Source organism: Acidobacteriota bacterium (genome assembly GCA_003225175.1).
Taxonomy (GTDB): Bacteria; Acidobacteriota; Terriglobia; order Terriglobales; family Acidobacteriaceae; genus Gp1-AA112.
Window position 1 is genome coordinate 1 of record QIBA01000240.1, and the last position, 4,258, is coordinate 4,258.

At 52.2% G+C, this 4,258-nt stretch carries 7 protein-coding genes; 3 read left to right on the forward strand and 4 right to left on the reverse strand.

Going from position 1 to position 4,258, the window contains the following annotated elements; all coding sequences use genetic code 11:
• A partial coding sequence (locus DMG62_24945) for a hypothetical protein (protein PYY19111.1) occupies positions 1-585 on the forward strand: 585 nt, incomplete at its 5' end.
• A gap of 381 nt (positions 586-966) precedes the next feature.
• Here the strand turns inward: DMG62_24945 and DMG62_24950 are convergent.
• From DMG62_24950 to DMG62_24965, 4 genes are all read right to left on the reverse strand, one after another.
• Positions 967-1,410 (reverse strand): hypothetical protein, encoded by a 444-nt coding sequence (locus DMG62_24950; protein PYY19112.1) that lies wholly within the window; start codon positions 1,408-1,410, stop codon positions 967-969.
• 16 nt (positions 1,411-1,426) lie between these two features.
• Positions 1,427-2,185 carry a hypothetical protein gene (locus DMG62_24955; protein PYY19113.1) on the reverse strand — a complete coding sequence of 253 codons (759 nt, stop codon included), beginning with the start codon at positions 2,183-2,185 and terminating at the stop codon, positions 1,427-1,429.
• A gap of 111 nt (positions 2,186-2,296) precedes the next feature.
• Positions 2,297-2,683, reverse strand: a complete 387-nt coding sequence (locus tag DMG62_24960) for a hypothetical protein (protein PYY19114.1) — start codon at positions 2,681-2,683, stop codon at positions 2,297-2,299.
• Positions 2,680-2,925 carry a hypothetical protein gene (locus DMG62_24965; GenBank protein PYY19115.1) on the reverse strand — a complete coding sequence of 82 codons (246 nt, stop codon included), beginning with the start codon at positions 2,923-2,925 and terminating at the stop codon, positions 2,680-2,682. Before DMG62_24965 ends, DMG62_24960 begins: the two co-directional genes overlap by 4 nt.
• Before the next feature lie 83 nt (positions 2,926-3,008).
• On the opposite strand from DMG62_24965, the gene DMG62_24970 reads away from it, so the two are divergent.
• Together DMG62_24970 and DMG62_24975 are read left to right on the forward strand one after the other, a co-directional pair.
• Positions 3,009-3,203 carry a hypothetical protein gene (locus tag DMG62_24970; protein ID PYY19116.1) on the forward strand — a complete coding sequence of 65 codons (195 nt, stop codon included), beginning with the start codon at positions 3,009-3,011 and terminating at the stop codon, positions 3,201-3,203.
• 17 nt (positions 3,204-3,220) lie between these two features.
• Complete coding sequence (locus DMG62_24975) at positions 3,221-3,787, forward strand: hypothetical protein (protein ID PYY19117.1); 567 nt, start codon at positions 3,221-3,223, stop codon at positions 3,785-3,787.
• Positions 3,788-4,258: the final 471 nt, after the last annotated feature.

Here is a 4,258-nt window from a genome sequence, read left to right on the forward strand (position 1 = left end):
AAACGCCGGCGCCAGCAGTGGCTGAAAGAACTAACGCAAGCCGGTCGCCGCTACCGCGCGGAACGCATGTTTGAGCAGCTCGATGCTTTGCAGGGATTCCGCCGCCAGGCCCGGCGCGATCTGTTTGTAGAGTGCCGCAAACATGCCGCCACGGCGATACTGACCAGTATTCCCTTTCTGGGACCAATTCGCGCTGCCTTGCTGATCGCTCGCGTGCAAACTCCGTTTCGCTTCCGCGGCAAGCGCCAGTTCTGGGCTTATTGCGGACTGGCGCTGGAAACACGCAGCAGTGCCGACTATCGCTTGGTCGAAGGCGAGCTGCACCGCGCCAAGAAGCCGGTCTTCATCCGCGGTTTGAACTTGAATCATAACCATGATCTAGAAAACATTTTTAAAGCCGCGGCCACTACCGCTAGTGCCTGTCCCGGACCGTTTCGTGATTACTACGAAACCCTGCTGGGGAGGGGGATGAAGCCAGAAATGGCCAGGCTAACCCTGGCGCGCAAGATCGCCGCCATCAGTTTGATTGTCTGGAAGAAAGGAGAACGGTTCGATCCGGAACAACTGAAAGCACAAGCAGCTTGAGCGCATAGATACTGTGAACCATTTCCGAACTATATCTCGGTTCGTCAGTCTCTGAGCGCTCGGGTTCGAGGATGAGTATCCTTGGGCGGGTTAGGCTATGCGCCTCCTGCGCTAAGTCTCATGGGCCACCGTATGCCTCCTCGGACAACCCAACAAAGCTATAGGCCTTTGAGTCTCAGATAGAACCATGGTTGGCAACCCAACCCAAGCAGCTTGTGTAGTCTCAGCTCTGACAGAACCAACACCGGAATGTTCGCAGTCTCAGCCCAGGTCCATACCGACAGTCTGCAGATCCCCACCAGGGCTCGATGCCGAGCACTGCTCTCAGATCTGTTCGGGAGATGTGTTTGCTCTTGACATCGCCTTTTATAGAACCCGACCTTAATGAACTCCCGGAATCCGTTCCAGCTTGCGATTGAGGGGTTCACGGGGATCGGACCACAACTTACAATCGCTCGCATCGGTGATGACTCCAGGAGGAAACGGATTACGCCGCGCGTCACCGGCATGAAAGATTCCCAATATTTTGACGTATTTACTATCAAATAGTTCCAAATCCTTCCCGCAGCGTCCATCGAGGGACGTACGGATGGAGTTGCTTAGAATTCCATTTTCCTCATCCTCCCTGTGCACGAAAAGCAAGTTGCCATGAAGTTCAAATCTCAGATACCCGATAACAGAGACTAGCTTCCCGTCAAACTTCTCAGGAGTGCTGATTAATTGAAGCATACTGACATAGAGCGGCTCCGCCTTTGTCGAAACCTGAGCTTCGGATGCCACAGCCAAGCTGAGAAGAATCGTGCTTAAGATCGGATGCTTTACCATTCACTACCCCTCAGATCTAATGACAGGCTGGTGGAACGCCGTGGCTAACGCCGACTAAGACACAGATTGGGTTGCTCACGCCGCTCGCGAACCAGGTCTGGAATGCCTTGGGATCGAACATGAGAATTCTTGTCGGGTTGCTTCGAGTCAACAAAAATCCATACAGCTGTGGAGTGAAACTTAAATACACATCAATATCGCCGGATATCTGCCTTCCTTGATACATTGATGGTCTCTGCGAGAATTCCTCAGAACCAAAGTTGGCAGGATGATTGTGAGCACCACCGACTAGAGTCCCCGGGTGATCATTATAATCCGGCGACCAATGACAATTCTGTCCTACTTGACAAAGCGGCCCCTGCTGGAGAGCGCTGTAGGAGTAGAGACCGTTGTCGTCTTGATAGATGTTGCTCCAGTATTCATGCTTATCGTTTTGACCCTGCGCAGTCGCAGAAGCTGCAGCAGCTCCAGCCGCTTGTACACTGTAGAACATGGATCCGGGGCCCCTGTAATTGTAGTAAGCACCTGTTCCACTTGTGGTTGCAGCAAAGTATTGCAGCCGGTTATCAGTTCCAACACGAGCGCATTGGTTGTTAGGACATTCCAGACCTCCTCCTCCCTTGAGAAGGCTCTGGACCATTCCGGTCGGAGCCTCCAAACCGTCAATCGTGCTCCCGTTAAAGAAGCTTGCTCCAAAGTATGCACTGGCTCCGACTTCAAGATCTCTAATATTCTTAAGCCCGAGAGGGTCTGTCCCCGAAACCGAGCCAGTCACACTAAGCTAGCTTTATCCACAACTGACCAATTCGCAGCCACTTGTGGCGGGGGACACATCCAGTTTAGCCGCCGCTTTTCGGGCGTTTCGGTTCAAGCTCTTCGGGGCGTTCTAGTGACTCTCTTTTTTAGAAACCCCAAACAGTTGTCGTTCTAGTGCCGGCAACAGTAGCTGCAAGAATAAAGTTTCTATGAACGCAAAAGGAACGGCATAAAGCATGCCTACTTTTTTGCTCTCCGCTAACAATTGGGAAAAAATGACCCACATGAGCAAGAGGTGCACCAAGAAGCAAATCGCCAAAGCGCCCCAAAAAGGAATCAGTGCCCATTTTCTTCGAAGAAGCAAAACCAGAGCACCAAATGTAGTAACCGTCCATAGAATCGCCGCATGCCACTTTTGGGGCAGCCCCTGACTGTCCATAATCATTGCGGTGACTAGCGCAGCCAGTGCGAGTAGAGCGACAATCCAATTCTCATTCAATGCGTATCTCTGTTTCAATCTTGATTGCTCATGCATCTTTGAAAGGCACTTCTTCCATCATTCGCCGTAAGGAGCGTACCTGCCCAACCTGCGATTTTTCCAACCTTGGCAGCCGTTTTTCCTACCATACTTAGGGAAACCTTTTGTCCAGTTGAACGCGGCGCTCCTCTGACTGCTTTTTGGGCAGCCACGTCCACTGCGATTGCACCACCCGCTTTCTCCACTCCCTCCAGACTTACATCGAGCGTAGGACCTCCCAATGATCCACTTCCAGATACACCCGCAATCTTGCCTGCGAGCCAATCAAAGCCATCAAATAGAATAAGGTGGGGTAGGCGAAGTGATGACGGCGGGCAGGAGGACTGCGTCGATTCCGTCTCTGAATATTTGGGGCAAGACGGGACCTGCGGTGCGAATTTTAGGAAAAACGGGGGTAGAAAAGCTCGCGGCATGGCTCTCGGGAGTGGCAGAACTCAAGATGGCTACCGACATCGGACTAACCGGTGCCGAGGCAATTGGGTGCCTCCTGCCGCAATAGCTATTTCGAAGATCGTCATGGAAAAAACCGCCAAGGAGCAGATTAGGTCCGGACTTCGCGTTGGTACAGGCCTCGGAGGTTTTCTCATTGCGGTGATGCTTATTGGGAATGGGCTAGCTCGAATCGGAATCTCGACGGCGTCGCATCAACTGATATGGACCGAACCCGTCGGATGGATGGAGCTGTTGATAGCTGCACTAATCCTGCTCTTCACCGCCCGTATGTGGCTGATGCTCTTAAGCGGGTGTTTGCTGTTCGGGATCGTAAAAAGTTTGGTGGTGTTCGCAACCGGCCGCTTTCCATCTCATGAATTCTCGACCAGAATTGAACCTCTTGCGCTAGCTTTTTATTGCATAGCGAGTTTCGTCCTGATGTTCCGGTTTTCGGAACATCAGCCGAACCTCATCGACAGGATCGCTTTGACACTCTACGTGTTTTGCTTGTGGCCTGCAATTGCAGGTTCCATATTCTCACCTTGGCAGATCGTTGGACTGGGAGCTCTTTTGATCTCATGGTGTCTATCTCGCTGGCGGAAGGATTCGAGGCGGAGTCGAACCTGGAGCACACACAATTCCGCCAGCTAAGCAGTGCCCAAGGCCGCTGGCTCTCCCCCGATCCCTATCTGGGAAGCATGGATTTAACCAATCCTCAGTCCCTCAACCGCTATGCGTATGTCATGAACAGTCACTGAACCTTAGCCAAAACGGGACAGCCTGAGAGCCTGTCGGAGATAGATTTTCTGAAACGAAGAATCAACAACTTGCAAGGAGTGCTGTGTCTGTAAGTTGTTGATTTCTGGTTCGGGAATCGTTCACTCCGACAGGCTCTCAGGCTGTCCCCATTCATTCCCCATTCCTTCCCCATTCCTTCCACAATGCGGGTGGCTCAGCCTTGTGTCCTGGTTCCAGTATGGAACTCCAAGAAATCGGGTGCCCCATCCTCGCGCGATGTTCGCGAGGGTGGGATACTATGAGCGTGATCAGCCCTGGCGTTCGTTCTCGTTCTCGATTCTTCCATTCGCCTATTCTATTTCGTGAATCTAATCCGGCTGCGGT